Source organism: bacterium, assembly GCA_030685015.1.
In the GTDB taxonomy this organism is placed as follows: domain Bacteria; phylum CAIWAD01; class CAIWAD01; order CAIWAD01; family CAIWAD01; genus CAIWAD01.
This window is the reverse complement of record JAUXWS010000058.1, coordinates 40633-62538: the sequence shown is the minus strand read 5'-3', so window position 1 is coordinate 62538 and position 21906 is coordinate 40633. Positions and strand designations below refer to the sequence as shown.

General features: G+C 71.3%; 16 protein-coding genes. 11 read left to right on the top strand and 5 right to left on the bottom strand.

Annotation, left to right across the window (positions count from 1 at the left end):
- A partial coding sequence (locus tag Q8O14_07865; protein ID MDP2360654.1) for an alkaline phosphatase occupies positions 1-347 on the bottom strand: 347 nt, incomplete at its 3' end.
- A gap of 228 nt (positions 348-575) precedes the next feature.
- On the opposite strand from Q8O14_07865, the gene Q8O14_07860 reads away from it, so the two are divergent.
- A complete protein-coding gene (locus Q8O14_07860; GenBank protein MDP2360653.1) occupies positions 576-725 on the top strand; it encodes a hypothetical protein in 150 nt (49 codons plus the stop codon).
- Positions 725-2200: a PDZ domain-containing protein gene (locus Q8O14_07855; GenBank protein MDP2360652.1), complete on the top strand. Its 1476-nt coding sequence runs from the start codon at positions 725-727 to the stop codon at positions 2198-2200. The genes Q8O14_07860 and Q8O14_07855 overlap by 1 nt, the downstream gene beginning before the upstream one ends.
- A 111-nt stretch (positions 2201-2311) precedes the next feature.
- On the opposite strand, the gene Q8O14_07850 is transcribed toward Q8O14_07855, so the two are convergent.
- A complete protein-coding gene (locus Q8O14_07850) occupies positions 2312-3481 on the bottom strand; it encodes an endonuclease/exonuclease/phosphatase family protein (protein MDP2360651.1) in 1170 nt (389 codons plus the stop codon).
- A 309-nt stretch (positions 3482-3790) separates the two neighbouring features.
- On the opposite strand from Q8O14_07850, the gene Q8O14_07845 reads away from it, so the two are divergent.
- The 7 genes from Q8O14_07845 to Q8O14_07815 all read left to right on the top strand — a co-directional run bounded on the left by Q8O14_07845 (position 3791) and on the right by Q8O14_07815 (position 15956).
- Positions 3791-5272: a DUF4070 domain-containing protein gene (locus tag Q8O14_07845; GenBank protein MDP2360650.1), complete on the top strand. Its 1482-nt coding sequence runs from the start codon at positions 3791-3793 to the stop codon at positions 5270-5272.
- Between the two features lie 104 nt (positions 5273-5376).
- On the top strand, positions 5377-6357 hold the full coding sequence (locus Q8O14_07840; GenBank protein ID MDP2360649.1) for a hypothetical protein: 981 nt from the start codon (positions 5377-5379) through the stop codon (positions 6355-6357).
- A 57-nt stretch (positions 6358-6414) separates the two neighbouring features.
- On the top strand, positions 6415-7380 hold the full coding sequence (locus tag Q8O14_07835) for an ROK family protein (protein ID MDP2360648.1): 966 nt from the start codon (positions 6415-6417) through the stop codon (positions 7378-7380).
- Positions 7373-9808: a hypothetical protein gene (locus tag Q8O14_07830; GenBank protein MDP2360647.1), complete on the top strand. Its 2436-nt coding sequence runs from the start codon at positions 7373-7375 to the stop codon at positions 9806-9808. The genes Q8O14_07835 and Q8O14_07830 overlap by 8 nt, the downstream gene beginning before the upstream one ends.
- The gene (locus tag Q8O14_07825) at positions 9805-10893 is read left to right on the top strand and encodes a carbohydrate-binding family 9-like protein (protein MDP2360646.1); all 1089 of its coding nucleotides are present in this window, start codon (positions 9805-9807) and stop codon (positions 10891-10893) included. The genes Q8O14_07830 and Q8O14_07825 overlap by 4 nt, the downstream gene beginning before the upstream one ends.
- The gene (locus tag Q8O14_07820; GenBank protein MDP2360645.1) at positions 10890-12818 is read left to right on the top strand and encodes a sodium:solute symporter; all 1929 of its coding nucleotides are present in this window, start codon (positions 10890-10892) and stop codon (positions 12816-12818) included. The genes Q8O14_07825 and Q8O14_07820 overlap by 4 nt, the downstream gene beginning before the upstream one ends.
- Positions 12819-13130: 312 nt before the next feature.
- Positions 13131-15956: a glycosyl hydrolase-related protein gene (locus tag Q8O14_07815; GenBank protein ID MDP2360644.1), complete on the top strand. Its 2826-nt coding sequence runs from the start codon at positions 13131-13133 to the stop codon at positions 15954-15956.
- A 54-nt stretch (positions 15957-16010) separates the two neighbouring features.
- Here the strand turns inward: Q8O14_07815 and Q8O14_07810 are convergent, their stop codons facing one another.
- Genes Q8O14_07810 through Q8O14_07800 form a run of 3 tightly spaced genes read right to left on the bottom strand, consistent with a single transcriptional unit; the run spans position 16011 to position 18906 of the window.
- Entirely contained in the window at positions 16011-16736 is a 726-nt protein-coding gene (locus tag Q8O14_07810; protein MDP2360643.1) for a hypothetical protein, read from the bottom strand.
- Positions 16736-18073: an FAD-binding oxidoreductase gene (locus Q8O14_07805; GenBank protein ID MDP2360642.1), complete on the bottom strand. Its 1338-nt coding sequence runs from the start codon at positions 18071-18073 to the stop codon at positions 16736-16738. The genes Q8O14_07810 and Q8O14_07805 overlap by 1 nt, the downstream gene beginning before the upstream one ends.
- On the bottom strand, positions 18070-18906 hold the full coding sequence (locus Q8O14_07800; protein ID MDP2360641.1) for a UbiA prenyltransferase family protein: 837 nt from the start codon (positions 18904-18906) through the stop codon (positions 18070-18072). Before Q8O14_07800 ends, Q8O14_07805 begins: the two co-directional genes overlap by 4 nt.
- A 94-nt stretch (positions 18907-19000) precedes the next feature.
- Between Q8O14_07800 and pyk the strand changes: the two genes are divergently transcribed.
- Together pyk and Q8O14_07790 are read left to right on the top strand one after the other, a co-directional pair.
- Positions 19001-20431, top strand: a complete 1431-nt coding sequence (gene pyk / locus Q8O14_07795; GenBank protein ID MDP2360640.1) for a pyruvate kinase — start codon at positions 19001-19003, stop codon at positions 20429-20431.
- On the top strand, positions 20428-21825 hold the full coding sequence (locus Q8O14_07790; protein MDP2360639.1) for an MBL fold metallo-hydrolase: 1398 nt from the start codon (positions 20428-20430) through the stop codon (positions 21823-21825). The genes pyk and Q8O14_07790 overlap by 4 nt, the downstream gene beginning before the upstream one ends.
- The last annotated feature ends 81 nt before the right edge of the window (positions 21826-21906 follow it).

Sequence of the window (21906 nt, the reverse complement as noted above, 5' to 3'; positions counted from 1 at the left end):
CGGCGCGGCCCGACCCCCAGGTGGCGCATGGTGGTCTTGTGGCCGGTGGCAAAGGCCGTGGCCGCCGCCGCCGATTCGGTGATCACGGAGTTCGCCATGGAGGTGGCCACCGCCGCCTGGCCCATGTCGTCCAACTGGAGGCGGCCACCCTGGAACCAGCGCGCCAGGGTCTGCAGCTCCGCGTCGCAGCCGTCGGGCACCATCAGGATGACATTGCGGAAGCTGCCCGCTTCGCAGTGGTCCACAGGTTCGGCCGCGGGCAGGGGTCGTGGCGCCAGCGCCAACAGCGCCATGAACACCAGGATGACAGCTTTGGGGGCGGGCGGGCGCAGGGTCAAGGGATGCATGCGGGGCTCCGGCGGTGGCCGCTTGACTTGGTTGCGGCGGGAAAGGTCGCATTCCGCGGCTCCACCTGCCGTCGCCCTTGCGCCACCTCTTGGCCGCCAGGCGGAAGGCTTGCCATCCCCGGCATCGAACCCAACTTTGTCCGGTGGTTACAGACCCCAGGCCGGGGACCCGGGAGACCGGCGCTGACGGCGTGTCGACGCGCCCCAGTCACCACGCAGGAGCACGCCATGCGCACATCATGGCATCCAGGTCGATGGGGATTCCGCCGTCTGGTCCCGCCCATCCTGGCATGTCTGGTTTTGCTCGCCAGCCGGCCGGCCGCGGTCGTGGAGGAGAGGAGCGGCGGGGATCCCGCCTCCCTGTTGGTGCCCAACTGATGGCTGCGCCCGTGGGCGGCTGCCCCCTGCCGGAAGTCCTGCCCGACTGGCGGGAGATCCGGACGGCGGCCCGGGCCTGGCGTCCTGCGGCGTGCCCGGAGCGCGGCGTCTGGATCCGCGCCACGCTGGGCTGCCTGGACGGCGGGAGCCGCCACTTCTTCTTCCGCCTGCCCGCGGACTACAGCCCGCCGGCGCCACTGCTGCTCTACCTGCACGGCGGCGTGTCCCGCGAGGCGCTGCCGGACACCGGCGACGGGGATTTCCCAGAGGGCTTCCTGACGCAGTGGGCCACCGACCGGGGCATGATCGTGGTCGTGCCCACGGCCCAGTCGCGCGCCACCTGGTGGGACGAGGTGGGGGCGCGGCACCTCCTGGACATCCTGCGCGCCCTCAAGTCACGGCTGGCCGTGGACCATGAGCGCGTCTTCGTCACCGGCTTTTCGGACGGCGGCGGCTGCTGCTGGTTCCTCGCCCAGTTCCAGCCCACCGACTTCGCCGCCTTCCTGCCCAAGTGCGGCCATCCCGGCTGCGACAACTGGGGGGAACCCAAGCGCCAGGCCTACTTCGTCAACCTGCGCAACCGGCCCGTCTACGCCATCAACAACGGCCAGGACGGCCTCTACCCGGTGGAACGGATCCGCCAGTACCTGCTGCCGGCCTGGGAGGCGGGCGCCGACCTGCGCTTCATCAGCCACCCCGACTTGGGCCACAACCCGGACTACTGGGAGCAGGTTGACGAGCGCGACCGGATGGGCGACCTCCTCGACCGGACCACCCGCGACCCCATGCGCCCTCGAATCACGCTCGAGGGCGCCGACCCCGTGCGCTGCGACTGGCTGGAGATCCTGGAAGTGGGAGCGGGCGGCCGCTTTCCGGGCGCATGGACCGATTGGAACTCGCGCACCGTGAGCGACCGCGTCGTCGTGGGCTTCATGCCCAACAACACCTACGAGGGCAGGGGCTGTCGCGTGTCCTCGGTGGTGGACGACCCGGCGCTGCCCGCGGCGCACATCGGCCTGCAGGCCGGCGACCAGATCACCGGGCTGGGCGACCGGGAGGTGGACAGCTACGACGACTTCCGCGCCGCGATCCGCTCCTGTCAGGCCGGCCACCCCTGCCAGATGGAGATTCTCAGGGAGGGCAAGCGGATCAAGCTGAGCGACCGCCTCAACCCGCCCCAGCATGGCTGGCTGCATGACCGCGGCCGGCCTTCGCTGCGCGTGGAGGCCTCGCTCGCGGACAACCGCTTCGACCTGCGCGCCTCGGATCCGGGCCGCATCGTCCTCCACCTGGACCCGGACCGCATCGATCTTGGGCGCGAGGTGACCGTCCTCCTGGAGGGACGGGAGATCCTGCGCCGCACGGTGACACCTGACGCCCACCTGATGCTGAGGGAGCTGGATCTCCAGCGCGACCCCACCCGGCTGATGGCCGGCCGGCTGGAGGTGGACCTGGAGGCGGCGCGGACCTGGTGACTCCGCGCCCAGGGCGGAGGTGGAGCGCGGCATCGTCTCGTGGGGTGTGGCACTCAAATGGTCCCGGTCAGCCTCGGCGGGTCGGGGCTCTTTCTGTCGCGACCAGGGATTTCAGGGGAGATAGAGCAAGCGCGCTGTCTCGCTGCGGTCCCTCTGGCGCAGCACGGCCAGATAAAGCCCTGCCGCGGCGCCGTCCGGTCGCCAGGAGAAAATGTGCCGTCCGGCGGCCAGCGGGCCATCGTGGAGGAGGGCAAGCTCGCGGCCACGCAGGTCGACGACGGCCAGGCGCACGGCGGATGTGGGTGCGGGCAGCTCCAGTTCCAGGCTGGTCGAGGGGTTGAATGGGTTTGGATGCGGCGGGAGCAGGCGGGGAACCTCCGGACGCGGCCTGTCGCCTCCCGGCACGGCGAGCTCCAGGTCATACACGGCGAGCACGCCGTAATGGTCGCTGGGATAATGGCTGGCGTCGTAGGTCGCGGTGAACACCAGGCGGCAGCTGTCCGGCGACAGGGCTTGGTCCCCGCCGCGGGAGAAGAGGTAGTCGATGCGCGCCGTCGGCGCGCCCGCCGGCATGGTGAAGCCGTCCTCGCCCGGGTGCAGCCCGGCCCAGGCATCGCTGAAGGAACTGTCGGGGCCGGCCGCCGTGAAGGCCAGGACCGGCGCGCTTTGGGGCGTGGCGTTGAAGTCGCCGCCCAGGATGGCGACGCTGCCAGGGTGGGCCGCCAGTTTCTCAAGGGCGTAGTTGCGCGCCTGGATCGCCTGTTGCAGGCGCACGGCGCTTTGGGCGTCGTTGTGCTCCAGGTGGGTGGAGAGGACCTGCACCTCGCCCAGCGGTGTCTGGACACGATGCCAGGCCACCTTGCGCGGGAAAGTGCCGGTGGGCAGCTGGCGGCAGGCGCTGGCGAGGACCGGGTGGCGGCTCACCAGGCCGACCCCTTCGTTGAACTGGTCCCATCCGATGTGGGTCTGGCAGAAGGACCAGGTGTACTCCTGCCCGAAGTGGCTGCCCAGTGCCGTGGCGATGGTGCGGGCCTGATTGTCCGCCCCGCCGCCGCCCAGGGTCTCGCACACCTCCTGCAGGCAGATGATGTCAGGATCCAGCTCGATCAGCCGCTGCACGATGAAGTACATGCGAACCTGCCAGTTGCTGTCCGGGCGCATCCCCTGGATATTGTAGGTCACGACGCGCAAGCCGGCGGCAGGGGTGGCCGCCAGCAGGAGCAGGAGGACCGCCCATGCCAGCGGAATGGGACGGAACAAGGCGCAGGGGTGTCGATCCATGGCGACCTCCGCTTGTGAAACCCGGCAGCAGGTTTTCGACAGCGTCCTCGGCTCCAGGTGGCATCCCGTGCCCTGGGCAGGGGGGCGCCACCGGCGGGCTGAAACATCCAGTCCCTACCTGCTCATATTATTGCCGAATAGAAAAAAATCATAGTTAAATGAAACGGTCGCAATCATCTTGTTGCCGCGACAACTCCTCTCCCTGTTGAATCCCCTGTGTGTTCCCCAGGATTGAGGCGCTGGTCCGTGTGCCGGGCCGTCCGGTTCGCCGCGCGCCGTGCGTGGCGGGTCGGCCCAGGAGGATGTTCCATGCGCTGCCTGCTCATCAACCCCGAGTTTCCGGACACTTTCTGGAGCTTCCGCCACGCCCTCACCTTCACCCGCCGCCAGGCCGCCCTGCCGCCTCTGGGTCTTCTCACCATGGCGGCCATCCTGCCCGGCGACTGGCCCAAGCGAATGGTCGACCTGAACGTGCGACGGCTGGAGGAGGCGGATCTGGCCTGGGCGGAGATGGTCTTCATCGGCGGCATGTCCGTGCAGCGCGCCTCCGCCGAAGAGGCGATCCGCCGCTGCCAGGTGGCCGGCCTGCCCGTGGTGGCGGGCGGCCCGCTCTTCACCGTGGAGCCCGAGCTGTTCCCCCAGGTGGACCACCTGGTGCTGGGCGAGGCGGAACTGGCCCTGCCGCTCTTCCTGGCCGACCTGGCCGCCGGCCGTCCCGCCCGGCTCTACCACCCTGAGGGTCACGCCGACCTGTCCCGTTCGCCCATGCCCCTTTGGGAAATGGCCGGTCTGCAGCACTACATGACGGCCGCCCTGCAATACTCGCGGGGCTGTCCCTTCGACTGCGACTTCTGCAACGTCACGGCCCTGCTGGGCCGGCGGCCGCGCCAGAAGTCGTCGGAACAGGTGGTGCGCGAGTTGAACGATCTGTGGGACAGGGGCTGGCGCAAGGGCGTCTTCTTCGTGGACGACAACTTCATCGGCGACCGTCGCCGCCTGGCGACGGACCTGCTGCCCGCCCTCATCGACTGGCGAAAGGGTCGGCGGGGCATGCCCTTCAACACGCAGGTCAGCATCAACCTGTCCGACGAGGCGGAGCTGATGGCCATGATGGTGCGGGCGGGATTCGACACGGTCTTCATCGGGATCGAGACGCCGGAGGAGGCCAGTCTGGCCGAATGCCGCAAGAGGCAGAACCTGGGGCGCGACCTCGTGGCGGACACGCGCCGCATCCAGCGGGCCGGCCTGCAGGTCCAGGGAGGATTCATCGTCGGCTTCGACCACGACACACCGCGCGTCTTCCAGCGCCAAATCGATCTCATCCAGCAGAGCGGCATCGTCACGGCCATGGTGGGCCTGTTGCAGGCGCCCCCCGGCACGCGCCTCTTCCAACGTCTGCGGGAGGCGGGACGGATCACGGCCCAGGAATGGGGGGACAACGCGGACGGCCTGACCAACATCATCCCCTCCATGAATCTGGACTCCCTGCGCGAGGGCTATCGGGCGCTGATGGGGCATCTCTACTCGCCATCCGCCTACTACGCCCGCATCCGCACCTTCCTCCGCGAGTACCGACCGGCCGGCGTGAGGGCGCCCCTCGACCGGGACCGGCTGGCGGCCTTGCTGCGCAGCATGTGGCGGCTGGGCGTGCTGGGGCGGGAGCGCTTCCAGTACTGGCGCCTGCTGCAATGGACGCTCTTGCACCGGCCACGCGCCCTGCAGATGGCCGTCACCCTGGCCATCTACGGCCACCACTTCCGCAAGGTCTGCGAGCTGCACCTGCGCCCCTGACCCGCTCCGGCAATCCTGATCCTAACCCTACCTTGTGACCGTGTGCGGCCGACCCCGGGAGGCGTCGCCGCTTGGTCTCATCCAGCGCAGGAAGCACGACCATCATGTCGACGGGTCTTCGCCGCTTGCCCCAACCGATCATCACGCGCAACGACATTCCTCCCTTTCAACCCGACCTGGCGGATGTCAGCGGCGTGTTCAACCCCGGCGCCCTCCGCCTTGGCCGCTTCGACCATCTGCTGCTGCGTGTCCAGGATCGCGGGCGGGGCAGCCACCTGCTTCCGGCGCGTCGCGCCGACGATGGGTCCATCCAGGTGGAGGGCCGCGACCTGGTTCCCCCTCCCGGCTGCTTGCCCGGACACCGACTGCACCATGTCTACGACGCCCGCCTGACCCTGCTCGATGGCGTCTGCCATGTGCTGGCCGCCGCCGACCTGGACGAGGGCTGCCGACTGCTTGTGGGCCGTTGGCCCGACTTCGGCCCCCTCGAGTGGCTGGGCCTGGCCGGCCAGCGCGGCGAGCGCAACGGCGTGCTCTTCCCCCGCCGCTTCCAGGGCGATGCCCTGCGCCTCACCCGCCCCAACCTGCCCGCCGCCTCGCCCGGCGACCCACCCAGCGGCAGCGAGATCTGGCTGGAGCGCTCCCGCGACCTGCTGGACTGGCGGCCCGTGGCCTGCGTCGCCCGCGGCCGGCCGCGCCGCTGGGACGAGTTGATCGGACCCGGACCACCCCCCGTGGAGACGGAGGCAGGCTGGCTCTGTGTCTATCACGGGGTGGCCACCCACTTCGCCGCCGCCAACATCTACCAGGCGGGCGTGCTGCTGCTTGACCGCCACGATCCCGCCCGGCTGCTGGGACGTTGCCGCCTCAACATCCTGGAGCCGCGCGAGCCCTGGGAACTTGCGGGACAGGTCCCGGGCGTGGTCTTTCCCAGCGGCCTCTGCCTGGACCTGGACGGGCGCGGCCTTGCCTCCCCCGCCGCCGACTTCCGGCTCTATTACGGCGCGGCGGACACCTGCGTGGGCCTGGCCACCGGCCGGGTGGCGGACCTGTTGGCGGCGGCCCTGGACGGCAATCGGGCCTGAGCACCCTTCCCGCGGTGGGAGGGTCGGCCGGCCTCAACTGGCGCATGGAGGATCGGGATGAGCAGTGGCCTCGTCATCGGCATCGACATCGGTGGGACCAACACACCTTTCGCCCTGGTGGATGCGCAAGGCCGCACCCCGGCGCAGGGACTCATCCCGACCGAGGGCGGCCGTCCCCTCTCCGACCTGCTGGACCGGCTGGTCAACCAGATCGAGCAGGTGCTGGCACGGGCCGGGGAGAAGGAGCCGCCGCTGGCCGTGGGCGTGGGAGCGCCCAACGCCAATGCCCTTACCGGCTGGGTGGAGTCGCCGCCCAACGTCAGTTGGGGACGGGCCGACCTGGCCGGCGAACTGGCCCTGCGTCTCAGGCTGCCCGTCTTCGTGACCAACGACGCCAATGCCGCCGCCCTGGGCGAATGGTGGTGGGGCGCCGGCGCCGGAGTCCAGGACCTGCTTGTGATCACGATCGGCACCGGCCTGGGCAGCGGCCTGATCGTGGGGGGCGAACTGCTGCACGGCGCCAGCGGCCACGCCGGCGAGCTGGGCCACCTCTGCGTGGAGCCGGAGGGACGCTGCTGCTCCTGCGGCCTGCGCGGCTGCCTGGAGACCTGGGTCAGCGCGGGCGGCATGCTGCGCACGGCCGCCGAGTCGGGCCTGGACCTGCGACCCTGGTGCCGGCCGGGTGAAAGCCCCGCGCCGCTCCACCTGCATCGGGCGGCCGAGGAGGGGAACCTGCGCGCCGCCCGCGTCTTCCGGCACACGGCCGAAATGCTGGCGCGCGGCTTGGCCGCCGCTGTCCATCTGACCAGCCCGGGCCGCATCGTGCTGGGCGGCGGGATCATGCGGGCCGGGGATTGGCTGCTGGAACCGGTGCGCGCCCTGCTGCCCGACCTGCTGATGGAGCCCTTCCGCCCCACGGTGACGGTGGAGCGCAGCCGCCTGGACCCCGACCTGGCCGGCGTGCTGGGAGCGGCCGTCTGGGCCCGGCACGGTCTGGCGCGGCGGGAGGCGAACCGTGCCTGAAGCCCGCCCCGGCCCGCGCCGCGTGCGCCGCATCCTGCTCATCCACCACACCCACACCGATGTCGGCTACACGGCCCCGCCCGGCGTCGTGGCCGCCTGGCAATCCGACTGGCTGCGCGCCGCCATCAGCCTGGCCGAGTCGCGGCCAGCCTTCCGCTGGACCTGCGAGGGCTTCTGGGGCGTGGAGCGCTTCCTGGAGAGGGCGGACGCGGCCTGGCGGGACCGCTTCGTCAAACAGGTCCGCGCCGGGCGGATCGGCCTCTCCGCCTCCTGGCTCAACCTGACCGAGCTGCCCGACCAGACGCTGTTGGACGAGCTGTGCGGGCGGGCCGCCCGCTGGGCCGCCACCCAGGGCCTGACCGTGTCCTGCGCCATGAGCGCCGACATCAACGGCCATTCCTGGGGAACGGCCACGGCCCTGCTTGACCAGGGCGTGCGCCTGCTCTTCACCTGCATCCACAGCCACCACGGCCTGCCTCCCCTTTTCCGCCGCCACCAGCCCTTCTGGTGGGAGGCGCCCGACGGGCGGCGCCTGCTCGTCTACAACGGGGAGCATTATCACCTGGGCAATGAGCTGGGCCTGGCCCCCGGCGCTCTCTCCTCCTATTTGATCAAGGACGAGTGCCGGGCGGAGGAGATCTTCGGCGACGCCTGGCCCGTGGCGCTCCGCCGCATTCCCCGCTATCTGGAGGCCCTGGAGGCGGCCGGCCACCCCCTCGCCTTCGCCCCGCTCATGATCAGCGGCCTGCGCACGGACAACAGCCCGCCCTCCGCCGCCGTCCTGGAGCAGGTGGAGCGCTGGGCGCGGGAGGGCGATCCCGCCATCGCCATCCGGCTGGCCACCCTGGAGGAGGTGCTGGCGGAGCTGGAGGCGGCCCGCGGGGACTGGCCCGTGCACCGCGGCGACTGGCCGGACTGGTGGTCGGACGGCGCCGCCTCGCGCCCGGCGGCCGTGCGCCAGTTTCGCCAGGCCCTGCGCGAAAGGCGCTTCTGCCGACAACTGGCCGACCGGGCGGCCCTCCCCGCCCCGGAGCTGGATCGCCAACAGGCCTGGGAGGAGGAGCTGGAGACGCGCCTGGGACTCTTCGCCGAGCACACTTTCAGCCATGCCGCCAGCCTGTCGCAGCCCTGGCACACGGGTGTCCAGCGCATCGCCGCCGCCAAGGAGGCCCAGGCCGCGCTGGCCCTGGACGCCTGCGCCCGCCGCGTGGCGGAGCTGCGGCAGCTGCTGGGCGAAGCCCTGCCCGCCCCCGGCCTGGCCCCGCGCTGGCGGGTGGAGAACCTGGGCGGGGAGCCCTGGGCCGGACCTGTGCTGCTGCCCGTCCAGTGGCACGAGTTGCACGAGCTGGGTCTGGACCGGCCGCAAGGCCTGGAGGACGCGACCGGAGCGGAGCGGCCCTGCCAGCGTGTGCCGGAGGGATTCCTCAGCTGGGTGCGCCTGGCGCCGCGGGAAGGGTTGGAGCTGCGCCTGCGCCCCGCGCCGCCCGAACCGCCGGGCAGCCTGCGGCCGGACGGAGGCTGGCCGGCCGATGGGGTGGCGGATCTGGCCGCCCACGCGGCGGCCCCCACTTGGCAGGGCCGGGAGAATGTCCTGGCGACGGCCTGGGGACGCCTGGACTGGCGGCCGCCGCAGGGCGTGGTCTCGCTCCTGGACGAGGAGGGACGCTCCCTGATCGAGGAGCGGGATCCGCGTCCGCCCTTCACCCTGGTCCATGAGCTCACCCCGTGCCGGCTGCCGGAGGAGGCCTGCGCCAGCCGCGCGGTGATGGGCCGCAACCGCAAGGGCGAGGCCGTGGAGCGCGCCGAGTCCCGCTGGCGGCGCCTGCTGCGGCGGGAGAGCGGAGCGGTTTGCGAGGAGCTCGAGGTGGAACTGGCGGCTCCTGGCTGCCCGTGGGCGGTGCTGCTGCTCCGTCTCCACCACTCCCACCCCCGGCTGGATGTGGAGCTGCGCCTGCACAAGGAAAGCCGCTGGGAGGCGGAGAACCTGTTCCTCAGCCTGCCCCGTCCGGCCGGCGTGCTGTGGGTGGACAAGGCGGGCGGTCCCCTGCGCCCCGGCATCGACCAGTTGCCGGGCACCCTGCTGGACTACACCAGTGTGCAGGCGGGCTATGCCCTGGTGGCGGAAGGTCGCGGCCTGGCTGTGGCCATGCCCGACCAGCACCTGCTCCAAATGGGGCCGCTCGCCCACGGCCCGCGCCGCCTGGCCGAGCCGCCCGCGCCTCCGGCCGGGCCCCTCTTCGCCTGGCTGATGACCAACTACTGGGAAACCAACTTCGCTGCCGAGTTGGGCGGCTTCCATGCCTTCCGCTTCAGCCTGCATTGGGGCCGCGCCTGCGCCGACGCCGCCAGCGCCCTGGTCGTCGCCCGGCAAGCCTGGGAGGACATGCTCGTGCTGCGGACGGGGGACACGCAGGGAGGAGACGCATGAACGCCGTGATGCTCGTGCTGCTGGCCGCGCTGCCGGCGGGGGCCACTTTCCCCGTGCCGGCCGCACCCTTCGCCCCGCGCGAGATTGCCTGCCCCTGGACGGCCCGGCCGCCCATCGTGGACGGGGACCCGGGGGAGGAGGCCTGGGAGGCGGCGCCCTGGAGCGAGGACTTCCAGGACATCCGCGGCGCCGGCTGGCCGACTCCTCCCCTGCGCACCCGGGTGCGGCTGCTCTGGGATGACGAGGCCCTTTACGTCGCCGCCGAGCTGCGCGAGACGGACCTGTGGGCCACGTACACGGGGCATGACGACGTCATCTATCATGAGCACGACTTCGAGTTGTTCCTCGATCCGGACGGCGACAACCACGACTACTACGAGCTGGAGATCAACGCCCTGGGCACGGTCTGGGACCTTTTCCTGACGCGGCCCTACCGCGACGAGGGGACAGCCGTCAACGCCTGGGAGATCGCCGGGCTGCGCAGCGCCGTGCAGTTGAAGGGCACCCTCAACAACCCGGGCGACATGGACCATGGTTGGTCCGTGGAGCTGGCCCTGCCCTGGGCGGTGCTGGGCCAGGCGGCGCATCGCCCCGCCCCGCCCCGCCCGGGTGATGCCTGGCGACTCAACTTCAGCCGCGTGCAGTGGCACCTGGAGGTGCTGGACGGCGCCTACGTCAAGCGCCGGGACGCCGCCACGGGCGCCGTGCTGCCCGAGGAGAACTGGGTGTGGTCGCCCCAGGGCCTGGTCGCCATGCACTACCCGGAGCGCTGGGGCGTCCTCCGCTTCACAAAGGCGGACCTGCCCCCGCCCCTTCAGCCCGAGTGGTCGCCCGATGAGCTGGCTGCCGGCGAGGCGCTGATGCAGGTCTACTACGCCTTTCGCCAAGACCGGGCGGAGGGCGGAGCCGGACCGGCGCCGCTGACGGGCGCGGAAGCGGCGCCGGCGCCTGGTTGGACAATCGTGACGGTGGAGGCCTGCGGCGAGCGCTTCACGGCCCGCACGGAGCGGGAGGACGGCCTGCGCCTGGCCGTGGACGAGACGGGACGCCTGCGCCGGCGGCGGCCGGCGGAGGCGGGACAATGAACCTGGCCTGGTACGACTGGTCCATCGTCCTCTTCATCTTCCTGGTCATCCTCGCCAGCGTGCTGCTCAGCCGGGGCTACATGCGCAGCGTGGCGGACTTCCTCGCCGCCGGCCGCACGGGCGGCCGCTACCTGCTGACCGTTTCGGCGGGGGCGGCGGGCCTGGGCGCCATCACAGTCGTCAACATGCTGGAGATGAACTACCAGGCGGGCTTCACCCAGACCTGGTGGGGTTTCACCATGGGCCTCGTCGTGCTGGCCCTCACCGTCAGCGGCTGGGTCAACTACCGCTTCCGGCAGACGCGCGCCCTGACCCTGCCCCAGTTCTTCGAGATGCGCTACAGCCGCAATTTCCGCGTCTTCGCCGGCCTCATCGCCTACATCTCGGGCCTCATCAACTTCGGCATCTTCCCCAGCGTGGGTGCGCGTTTCTTCATCCATTACTGCGGCCTGCCCGCCCAGTTCACCGTGGGCGGACTGGAACTGTCCACCTTTCCCGTTGTGATGGCCCTCATCCTCGGCTGCGCCGTGACCTTCGTCTTCCTGGGCGGCCAGGTCTCGGTCATGGTGAGCGACTTCTTCCAGGGGCTCTTCGTCAACACGGTCTTCGTCCTGCTCATCCTCTTCGTGATGACCCACATCAGCTGGGACCACGTGAGCGAGGCGATGGCCGTGGCGCCGGCCGACGCCTCCAAGATCAACCCCTTCAAGACCTCGCACCTGGAGGACTTCAACTTCTGGTACTTCCTCATTGGGGTCTTCGGCGTCATCTACAGCGCCATGTCCTGGCAGGGGACGGCCGCCTACAACTCCTCGGCCAAGAGCGCGCACGAGGCTAAAATGGGCGGCGTGCTGGGCACCTGGCGCGGGCACGGCATGTCGGTGGCCCTGCTGCTGTTGCCCATCGTCGCCTACACGGTCATGCACCATGAGGCCTACGCCGCCCTGCGCGGCAGCGTGGAGGGCGCCCTCGCCGGCATGGACACGGAGACGGTGCGCAACCAGATGCGCGTGCCCCTCGTCCTCTCGCACCTGCTGCCGCCGGGGCTGCTGGGGGCCTTTGCCGCCCTCATGCTGGCAGCCCAGATTTCCACCGACGAGACCTATCTCCACTCCTGGGGCAGCATGCTGGTGCAGGACGTGATCCTGCCGCTCAGGGGGAGGCCGTTCACGCCGGCCTTCCATCTGCTGGCCCTGCGCCTTTCCATCATGTTCGTGGCGCTCTTCATTTTCTTCTTCAGCCTGTGGTTCCCGCCCAACTACGAGTACATCGCCATGTTCTTCGCCATCACCGGCGCCATCTTCGCCGGCGGCAGCGGGGCGGTCATCATCGGCGGCCTCTACTGGAAGCGGGGCACCACCGCCGCGGCCTGGAGCAGCATGATCACCGGCTCCAGCATCGCCGTGGGCGGCATCTTCATCCGCCAGATGGACCCGGACTTCTTCCTCAACGGCCAGCAGTTCTGGGCCCTGGCCATGGCCGCCAGCTCGGTCATCTACGTCCTCGTCTCCCTGGCGGGCAGTCGCGAGACGGACCTGGACCGCCTTCTGCACCGGGGTCGCTGGGCCAGCGAGGCGGCTCCCGCGGGGCCGCGACCCACGCTCTGGTGGCGCGTCTTCGGCATGGGGCGGGAGTTCACCCGACGCGACAAGGCGCTCTACATCGCCACCTACGCCTGGACCTTCCTCTGGGGCGGCATCTTCGGGGTGGGCACCCTCTACCATTTCCTGCGCGGCACCACCGATGCGGGCTGGATGGGCTTCTGGCGGGCTTATGTCTGGCTCTATGTGGTGGTGGCGGTGGGCGTGCTGGTGATCTTCGGCGTGGGCGGCCTGCGCGACCTGCGGGAGATGTTCGCCAAGCTGCGCCGGACGGACCGCGACTGCGAGGACGATGGCTTTGTGCGCGAGGAGGAGCGGGGCTGAGGCGGTGGGTGGTTTCCGGCAAGAGGCTGGGCGGGCTGACGAGGGGCGGGTCAGATGATCGTCCATCGGATGGAACAGCCAGGGGCCATGGGCGCTGCCGCAAGGGGCGGGTGTCACCGGCAGGGATCGCCCGCGTGAGAAAGTTCGCGGAACGCGGCATGTACGGGGATCATTTTGAGGATTGCCCAGTGCCCCGGGCGGGAGGGGGGTGGTGGGAGGGCGAACCGTCGTTCAGCCCAAACTGAATGAGTCGAGCAGAATGCGTGACCATGCGCGGCGGGAGGATCCCAGGATGATACACAGGCAGACACCATGAAGAGCGTCGACGACTCCGTCCCTGATCCCCGCACACTGCAGGGAACCGTGCATGTGGTGTCCCACACCCACTGGGACCGCGAATGGTACCTGTCCTACCAGACCTTCCGCCTGCGCCTCGTCCGCGTGGTGGACCAGGTGCTGGACCTGCTCGAGCGCGATCCGGACTACCGGCATTTCGCGCTGGACGGCCAGGCCGTGGCCCTGGAGGATTACCTGGAGATCCGTCCCGAGGCGGCTCCGCGCCTGCGCCGGCTGGTGGAGGAGGGGCGACTGGCCATCGGACCCTGGGCCGTCCTCCCCGACGAGTTCCTCGTCTCGGGCGAGGCCACCGTGCGCAACCTGCTGGAGGGCGCCCGCATCTGCGCCGGGCTGGGCGGCGCGGCGGCGGTGGGCTACATGCCGGACAGTTTCGGCCACATCGCCCAGATGCCCCAGCTGCTGCGGCGGGCCGGCATCGCTTCCTTCATCTATTGGCGCGGCCACGGCGACGAGATCGGCGCCCTGGGCAGCGAGTGGACCTGGGAGGCCCCGGACGGCAGCCGCGTGCAGGCCGTCAATCTGCCCGCCGGATACTGTGACGCCTCGGCCCTGGGCTACGAGGAGATCTGGGAGATCAACGTGGGGCGGCGGCCCGACCTCGAGCGGGGGGCCCGCCAGTTCCTCGAGCGGCTGGCCAGGGTGGCCGAAGCGGCGCGGGGGCGGGTCTGGCTGATGAACAACGGTTGCGACCACCACCCGCCCCAGCCCGAACTGCCGGCCATTCTCCAGCTGGTCCGCCGGCTGGCGCCGGGTCTTGTCCTGCTTCATTCCAGCCACGCGGCCTTTCTGCGCGATGTGGCCGCCCAGGATCTGGAGCCGCGGATCTGGGCGGGCGAGCTGCGCGGCGGACGCCAGGCCCACCTGCTCAGCGGCGTGTGGTCGGCCCGCCTCTACCTGAAACAGGAGAACGACCGCTGCCAGCGCCTGCTGGCGGAGATCCTCGAGCCGCTGGACCTGCTGGCCGGCCAGGCGGGAGGCGGCGGACTGCCCCCCGGCCTGCTGCGCCAGTGTTGGGGCCTGCTCCTGCGCAACCACCCCCACGACTCGATCTGCGGCTGCTCCACGGACGAGGTGCACCGCGAGATGGAGAACCGCTTCGCCCAGGTGATCCAGGCCGGCGAGGAGGGCCTGCGCCAGGTGATGGGCGCCGTCACGCCGCTATTCGCCCCACAGCGGAAAGGGGACACCGCCACCTGCCTGTCCGCCTTCAATTCGCTCCCTTTTCCCCGCCGCGACCGCCTGCGCCGCTGGGTGATCCTGCTGCCCGAGGACCGTCCCGCCGAGGACCTCGAACTGGTGGACGAGCGGGGACGGCCCCTGCCCTTTCGCGTGCTGGAGCGCCATTGGCTGGAGCGCTTCTGGGGCATCGACTACCGCTCCTGCCTGGACTGGCGCGAGCAGGACACCCTGCTGCGCACCTATCTGGAGCGCTACGGCGACCGCATCGTGCGCCAGCCGGGGGATCCCGGCCTCACCGACCAGTTCCTCCTCATCGAGTTCCAGCCCGAGCTGCCCGCCCTGGCCTGGCGGCATTTCCACCTGCGCCCCCGCAGGTCGGCGCCGCTGCCCGGAGATCCTTTCGCCGCCACCGGCGAGGCCCGCGCCGTCCTCCTCTCGCCGGAGGGCGCCTGGCTGGAAAATGAGCTGATCAAGGCCTGGCTGCGACCCGACGGGCGTTTCGACCTGCTGCACAAGGCCAGCGGACGACGCTGGCAGGGGCTGGGCCTGCTCGAGGACCAGGAGGACGCGGGCGACGAGTACGACTGGGCGCCGGCCCCGCGGACGGGTCGCGAGACCAGCGCGGGGCTGCGTGGCCTCATCCACCCGCAGGAGGACGGGGGATTCAGCGCCGCCCTGCGCTGCGAGCTGGAGTGGCCCTTGCCCGCTGCCCTGGCGCCTGATCGCGGCGGGCGCTCGGCGGAGCTCGTGCCCGTGCCCCTGTCCATCCTCCTGCGCCTGGCGGCGGGGTCACCCCTCCTTGAAGTGGAGCTGCAGGTGGACAACCGCATCCGCGACCACCGCCTGCGCCTTTTGCTGCCCACGGGCCTGGCGGCGCCGGCCATCGTCTCGCACGGCCACTTCGAGCTGAGGGAGCGCGGCCTGGAACTGCCGGACGGCAGCGCCTGGGTCCAGCCCCCGCTGGGGACAGTGCCGCAACAGGAGTTCAGCCTGGTGGAGGCGGGAGGGGCGGGCCTCGCCCTCTTCAATCAGGGCCTGCCCGAGATCGAGGGGTGGCGAACGGAGGAGGGGGACGTCACCCTGGCGCTCACTCTGATGCGCGGGGTGGACTGGCTGAGCCGCGACGACCTCTCCACCCGCCGCCAGAACGCCGGCCCCACTCTGCACACCCCGGAGGCGCAATGCCTGGGTCTTCGGCGGGCGCGGCTGGCGGTCATGCCCTACAGCGGGGGCTGGCGGGAGGCCGGCGTGCGCGCCTGGAGCCGCCGCTGGCGTATTCCTCCCCTGCTGCGGCAGGGCGTGGCGGAGGGGCGCCGGCCGGAGCCGCCCGCGCTGGTGGAGCAGATGCGGCCGGAGGTGGTGGAGATCTCGGCGCTGAAACGGCAGGCGGAGCGCGGCACGCTCATCGTGCGCCTCTGCAACCTGGATCGAGACCCTGTGCGGGAGACTCTGCGCTGCGGGGCGCCGCTGCGGGGCGCGTGGCGTTGCAGCCTGCTCGAGGAGCGCCTCGCGGATCTGCCCGTGACGGAGCGTGACCTGCACGTGGACCTGGGGCCGGCGGAGATCCTCACGCTGGAGCTGGAACTCCGGCCGGAGACCTGATCCCCGCAGCCCGATCAACGGACCTGCCCGCCCCACGCCGGGCCGCGGTCGCGCTCAGAAAGGGACGTGCTTCCAGAGAGGCTCGGGCACGAGGGAGAGCAAGCGCGAGATGGCTCCCCACCAGGCGGGGGCGTAGACCGCGGGGCGGCCCGCCCGCCAGGCGCTCCAGATGCGTGGCGCGATCGCCTCGGGCCTTGACAGGAGAGGCCCGGGCGGGAGATGGGCGGTCATGGGCGTCGCCACGGGACCGGGCTTGACCAGCACGTAACGCACCCAGGGTGTGCGGCGGCGCAGGCGGTCGATGCCCCGTTCCAGTTCCTGCTTGCTCAGGCTGTACTCCCACTGGCGCCGCCGGGGCCTGTCTCCCGCCACGCTGCCCAGCACGGCGATGCGCGGCGCTTCGGCGGAGCGTGCCTCCCCCAGCCAGCCGGCCAGCTCCTCCAGCCAGCGCAGGGTGGCGGCGCCGTTGACCTCCCGCATGTGGGCCAGTTCGGCGGCCGTGCCGCGCCCCTCCGGCACGAGGATGCCCCAAGCCACCAGGATCAACTGGGGACGCCAGCCATCGGCCCCGACCCTGGCCAGCCAGGGAGCGGGATTCTCCCGGGCCTCGGCGCGGGCCCATTGCAGGCGGCGTCCGCCCGCTGCCGCGGCGAGGTCCGGCAAGGCCTCACCCGAGCGCGAGGCCAGCACCCAGCGCGCCTTCCCATCCTCTTCGCGCCACGCCTGGCGCAGCACGGCGCGGGCGATGCCCGAGCCGGCCCCCAGCACCAGTCCATCCATCACAGCTCCAATCGCCTTGACAGGTCCGTTGTCCAGCGGCGCCGGGGATCCCACTGGTCGCGCAGGATCCGCCAGGCGGCCAGGCCGGGGGTCATGGCGGCGAAGAGCGCCGCCTCCAGCACGGCGTCCTTGGCCAGGTAGACGCGGCCGCCCCAGTCCGCCACGAGGCGATGCGCCTGTTTGAGCGCGGCCCGGGCGGCTTCGCCCGCCGGCAAGTCGAGGGCCAGGGTGGCGCCCGCCCCCGGAAAAGCGATGGGGGCCGTTCCCTCGTCACGCTCTCCCATCGTCTTCATCACGGCCAGACTGCCACCGCCCGCCGGCAGGAAAAGCTCGAGCAGGCGCTGAAAGGGGGCCGCCCCCCGCGCTTGGATGAGTTCGGCCGGCAGCAGGCACTGGAACTGGTGGAAGCCGTGGGGGCCGTAGGCGCGGTTCCACCCGGCCACCGCGTCCAGGGGCCAGAAGAAGGCGCCGTGGGCCTGGACATCGCTCAGTCCGTGCTGCCGGCGGCCGCCCCGCCAGACCAGCTCGTTGAAGGCGCGCACCAGGGCCGGCCGCACCAGATTGACTGGCGGTCGGCCGGGCAGGCCCAGGCGGGCGCCGGGCGCCCGGCGCGGCGCCTCGACCTCGTCCAGGGGATCTCCCAGATAGACGAGGGCGCGGCCCAGACCCGGTCCAGACGCGGCGGCATCCACCCAGGCGACCGTGTGGCTCTGGGGACTCTCGCCGAGGACGCGCAGGGCCAGCTCGAGATCAGGGCAGGCGACGGTGCGGCGAAGGAAGCGTCCGCCCCGCCGCGGCGCCAGACGCAGGCCCACCTCCAGGATGGCGCCGGTCAGGCCCATGCCTCCGCAGCAGGCCTGGAAAAGGCCGGCCTCCCTGCCGCGGTCGCAGTCCACCACGCGGCCATCGGCCAGCAGGACACGCAGATGCTCCACGTGCCGGCAGAAGGCCCCCGCCACGTGGTGGTTCTTGCCGTGGACGTCGGCGGCCACGGCGCCGCCCAGCGTGACGTGGCGCGTTCCCGGGAGCACGGCGGGCGCCCAGCCGGCGGGGAGGGTGCGGGCCAGCACCTCGCCCAGGCTCCAGCCGGCCGAGGCGGTCAAGCAGCCGCGCTCCACGTCCAGTTCGAAGCGCCCGCGCAGCCGGGTGGTATCCAGCATCAGATCACCGGTGGCGGCGTCCCCGTAACTGCGTCCCAAGCCGCGGAGCCCGACCAGCGTGCCGGGTTCCGCCCGCAGCCATTGGGCGAAGTCCTCGGCGCCGGACGGTCGCAGCAGGCGGGCGGGCGGGCGGGGCAGACCGCCCCAGCCGGCGAGGCGGCGGCGCTGCTCCTTCACCGCAGCAGGATCCAGCAGGTGAGCAGCCAGCCGGCCACGGTGGCGGCCAAGGGTGTGTCCAGGAGCAGGCCGCGGCCGCTGCCCTGGTGCCGATGGACCTGGCCCAGGTAATGGAGCACGCCAAAGACGACGAAGGACAGGGTCCAGAGGAAGTCGTGGCGGGCCACGGCCGCCAGGTTCAGTTCGATGGCGTAGAGTCCGTAGAAGACAATGGTGCAGGCCGCCCCCAAGGCGAGCAACTGGTCAAGGAAGGCCGGGGCGTGACCGCGGAAGGTGGGGTCCCCGCCGCCGGCGTCGGGCAGGTCCAGGCGGCGCTTGGCCACGGCCAGGAAGAAGGCGAGGGCGCCCGAGCAGAGCAGGATCCAGCTCGAGGCGGGCACCTGCACCGCTTGGGTGCCGGCCAGCACGCGGATGACGAAACCCGCCGTGACGAGCAGCAGGTCAAGGACCGGCAGGTGTTTGAGACCGAGCGAGTAGCCCAGGTTGAGGGCGAGGTAGAGGGCCAGCAGGCCGACGCCGGGCGGGCGCCACCAGATGGCCAACAGGCACAGCAGGATGGCGCCGAGGACCAGCGCGCGCCAGGCCGCGGCCGGCGTGATCACGCCGGAGGCGAGGGGGCGCGTCCGCTTGCGCGGGTGCTGGCGGTCGGACTCACGGTCGCGCAGGTCGTTGAAGAGGTAGACCAGGCTGGAGGCAAGGCAGAACAGGGCGAAAGCGGCCAGGGCCGCCTGCCAGGCGGTGGGATCACTCCAGCGGGCGCCGAAAAAGAGGCCGGCCAGCACGAAGAGATTTTTCGGCCACTGATGGATGCGGATGAGCTGAAGCCACGCCATGGGGGAAGGTACCAAGGGCGCGCCGGGCTCGCCAGGAGGCCGACGCGGGGAAGTCCTACCTTGGCCCTGGTTCCTACCAACGCCGGGAGCTTGCATGCGCCGGACCAAGATCGTCTGCACCATCGGACCCGCCTCGGAATCGCCCGATATCCTGGAACGACTGGTGGCGGCGGGCATGGATGTCGCCCGCCTCAACTTCTCGCACGGCGACCACGCCTCCCATGCCGCCAAGATCCGCCACATCCGCCGCCTGGCCGCGCTGGCGGGGCGGCCGGTGGCCATCCTGCAGGATCTGGCGGGTCCCAAGGTCCGCATCGGCACCTTCGCGGAGGGCTCCGTCACCTTGCGCCCCGGCGACGAGTTCACCCTCACCGCCCGCGAGGTGCCGGGCGATGTGCACGAGGTCTCGCTGGGCTACAAGGGCCTGGCCCACGATGTCGAGGCCGGCGACACGCTGCTCCTGGCCGACGGCGCCCTGGAGCTGAAGGTGCTGGCGAGCACGGGGGAGGACATCCGCTGCCGGGTCGTCACCGGCGGGGAGCTGGGCTCGCGCAAGGGGATCAACCTGCCGTCGCGCAGCATCCGCGCCCCCATCCTGTCGGAGCAGGACCGGCGGGATCTGGCCTTCGGCCTGGAGCAGGGGGTGGATTACGTCGCCCTCTCCTTCGTGCGCAGCGCCGCCGATGTGGAGGAGGCGCGGGCCGTGATGGAGGGGTTGGGCGGCGCCTGTCCCCTCATCGCCAAGATCGAGAAGCACGAGGCCCTGGCCGAGATCGATGCCATCCTGGCCGCGGTGGAGGGCCTGATGGTGGCGCGGGGCGACCTGGGCGTCGACATCCCCCTGGAGGAGGTGCCCCGGGTGCAGAAGCTGCTCATCGAGAAGGCCAACCGCGCCGGCAAGCCGGTCATCACCGCCACCCAGATGCTGCGCTCCATGGTGGAATCCCCCCGCCCCACCCGGGCCGAGGTGGCGGACGTGGCCAACGCCATTCTGGACGGCACGGACGCGGTCATGCTCTCGGAGGAGACGGCGGCCGGCGCCTGGCCGGTGGTGGCCCTCGAGATGATGGACCGTGTGGCGCGGGCCACCGAGCGGGACTTCCCCCACCGCTTGTGGATGCGCCGCTTCTACCCGGAGGGGATCTGCGACCCGCCCCAGGCCGTGGCCCACGCCGCCTGCGACCTGGCCTGGCGCATTGGCGCGGCGGCCATCCTCACCTGCACCATGAGCGGCGGCACGGCCCGCCACGTGGCGCGTTACCGGCCGGCCCAATTGATCCTGGCCGCCACCCCGGACGAGGGCACCTGGCGGCGCCTGGCCCTCTGCTGGGGCTGCGTGCCGCTGCGCACCCGCCCCGAGGCGGGGCTGGACGAACTGATCGCCGCCGCCGAGGCGGCGGCCCGGGCCGCCGGTCTGGTGGGTCCGGGGGATCCCGTCGTCGTCACGGCCGGCCACCCCTTCCGCCAGCCGGGCACGACCAATCTCATCCGCGTCGATCTCTGTCCCCTGGAGGATCCAGCATGAGAATCTCCTTTCATGGCGCCGCCCGCACGGTGACCGGTTCCCGCCACCTGATCGAGGCCTGCGGCCGGCGCATCCTGCTCGACTGCGGCCTGATGCAGGGCAAGCGCAAGGATGCCTTCGCGGAGAACCGGCGCCCCTTGCCCGGCGGCCATCCCGACATCATCGTGCTTTCCCACGCCCACATCGACCATTCGGGCAATCTGCCCAGCCTGGTCAAGGACGGCTACGCCGGGGAGATCTGGGCCACCCCCGCCACCCGGGACTTGTGCACCCTCATGCTGCAGGACAGCGCCCACATCCAGGTGGGCGACGTGGCCTTCGTCAACAAGGTGCGCCGCCGCCAGGGCCGCGCCCCCTTCGAGCCGCTCTACACGCCGGAGGACGCCCGGGAGACGATGACCCTCTTCCGCGGCCTCGTCTACGGCCGCTGGCGGCAGATCGCGCCGGGGATCCGCCTGCGCTTCACCGACGCCGGCCACATGCTGGGCAGCGCCCACGTCTGGCTTGAGATCACGGAGGAGGGCGGTCCGCCCCGCACCCTGCTGTTCAGCGGCGACATCGGCCGCCGCGACATCCCCATCATCCGCGATCCAGAGCTGCCGGTGGAGGGCGCCGACATCCTGCTCATCGAGAGCACCTACGCCGGTCGCCACCACCCGCCCTACCCGGAGTCGGAGGCGGAACTGGAGCACATCATCCTGGAGGCCCACGCCGCGCGCAGCGTCGTGCTCATCCCGGCCTTCGCCGTGGGACGCACCCAGCAGCTGGTGGTGGCCCTCCACCGCCTGCACGACCGGGGCGCCATCCCCGGCATGCCCATCTTCGTGGACAGTCCGCTGGCCACCGACGTCACCGGCGTTTTCCGCCTGCATCCCGAGACCTACGACGAGGAGACGCTGGAGGCCCTTCACCGGCCGGGCAATCCCTTCAGCTTCCGCGCCCTGCGCTACACCCGCTCGGTGCAGGACTCCCAGCGCCTCAACGACCTGTCCGGCCCGGCCATCATCATCGCCTCCAGCGGCATGATCGAGCATGGCCGCATCCTGCACCACCTGCGCAACCGCATCATGAAGGAGGAGACGGTCCTGCTCATCACTGGCTGGCAGGCGCCCCACACCCTGGGCCGTCTGCTCCTGCAGGGGACGGACACGGTCTTCATCCACGGCGAGCCCTTCCCCGTGCGCTGCCGCATCCGCGAGCTGACCGGCTTCAGCGGCCACGCCGACCAGGAGGAGCTGGACGAGTGGGTGGGCTGCATGGCCAAGAAGCCGGCCCACGCCTTTGTCGTCCACGGCGAGGAGGAGGGGGCCATCGCCTTTGGCGCCCACCTGGCGAAGGAGTTCGGCATCGCCCATGTGCAGGTGCCCCGGCAGGGCGACCGCATCGATCTCTAGCCGCCTGCCTGGTTGGGCCTTCGATGGGATACACACCATGTCCGAGCGGCTGCCGGGTCCGCCGGTATTCCCCCCAGCGCC

Bases quoted from the DNA above. Each gene is read 5' to 3' on its own strand.
- pyk (MDP2360640.1), top strand. From the start codon at position 19,001: ATGCGCCGGACCAAGATCGTCTGCACCATCGGACCCGCCTCGGAATCG.
- Q8O14_07850 (MDP2360651.1), bottom strand. From the start codon at position 3,481: ATGGATCGACACCCCTGCGCCTTGTTCCGTCCCATTCCGCTGGCATGG.
- Q8O14_07840 (MDP2360649.1), top strand. From the start codon at position 5,377: ATGTCGACGGGTCTTCGCCGCTTGCCCCAACCGATCATCACGCGCAAC.
- Q8O14_07845 (MDP2360650.1), top strand. From the start codon at position 3,791: ATGCGCTGCCTGCTCATCAACCCCGAGTTTCCGGACACTTTCTGGAGC.
- Q8O14_07815 (MDP2360644.1), top strand. From the start codon at position 13,131: ATGAAGAGCGTCGACGACTCCGTCCCTGATCCCCGCACACTGCAGGGA.
- Q8O14_07820 (MDP2360645.1), top strand. From the start codon at position 10,890: ATGAACCTGGCCTGGTACGACTGGTCCATCGTCCTCTTCATCTTCCTG.
- Q8O14_07825 (MDP2360646.1), top strand. From the start codon at position 9,805: ATGAACGCCGTGATGCTCGTGCTGCTGGCCGCGCTGCCGGCGGGGGCC.
- Q8O14_07855 (MDP2360652.1), top strand. From the start codon at position 725: ATGGCTGCGCCCGTGGGCGGCTGCCCCCTGCCGGAAGTCCTGCCCGAC.
- Q8O14_07800 (MDP2360641.1), bottom strand. From the start codon at position 18,906: ATGGCGTGGCTTCAGCTCATCCGCATCCATCAGTGGCCGAAAAATCTC.
- Q8O14_07790 (MDP2360639.1), top strand. From the start codon at position 20,428: ATGAGAATCTCCTTTCATGGCGCCGCCCGCACGGTGACCGGTTCCCGC.
- Q8O14_07810 (MDP2360643.1), bottom strand. From the start codon at position 16,736: ATGGATGGACTGGTGCTGGGGGCCGGCTCGGGCATCGCCCGCGCCGTG.
- Q8O14_07835 (MDP2360648.1), top strand. From the start codon at position 6,415: ATGAGCAGTGGCCTCGTCATCGGCATCGACATCGGTGGGACCAACACA.
- Q8O14_07860 (MDP2360653.1), top strand. From the start codon at position 576: ATGCGCACATCATGGCATCCAGGTCGATGGGGATTCCGCCGTCTGGTC.